The organism is Acinetobacter sp. CFCC 10889 (assembly GCF_003268395.1).
Classification (GTDB): Bacteria; Pseudomonadota; Gammaproteobacteria; order Pseudomonadales; family Moraxellaceae; genus Acinetobacter.
The window spans coordinates 1-322 of sequence record NZ_LQXQ01000201.1; the positions used below are offsets into that span (position 1 = coordinate 1).

The window sequence follows — 322 nt, forward strand, 5'->3', positions numbered from 1 at the left end:
CACTATCTTTCTCTAATCCATGTGGGGTTTGATGTTTCACAAAGTTTTCTATCTGGATAACATCAAGATCATCTACGTTGTATAACTTGATAAAACCATATTTAGAAATGTTTAATAACTGTTCTGAAACGTTTATATCATCAGCAGGAAATAAAGACATTTTGATCTTTTTAGGGCGATTCTCTAAACGCCCTTCACGATCTGCTAAGGTCCACAACCCAATAAAAAGTAGTCGAGCTTCATACGGAAGCTCAACAATATCCTCATTTAAAAAGAATGAGGGTTTAATGTTGCGTGCTCTAGCCATTAGCTACACCCCCAC

Annotated in this window: 1 pseudogene; it reads right to left on the reverse strand. The window is 36.6% G+C overall.

The window, feature by feature from the left end:
• Window positions 1–307: pseudogene (locus AVJ19_RS21370) on the reverse strand (hypothetical protein); the annotation flags it as partial.
• Window positions 308–322 lie beyond the last annotated feature (15 nt).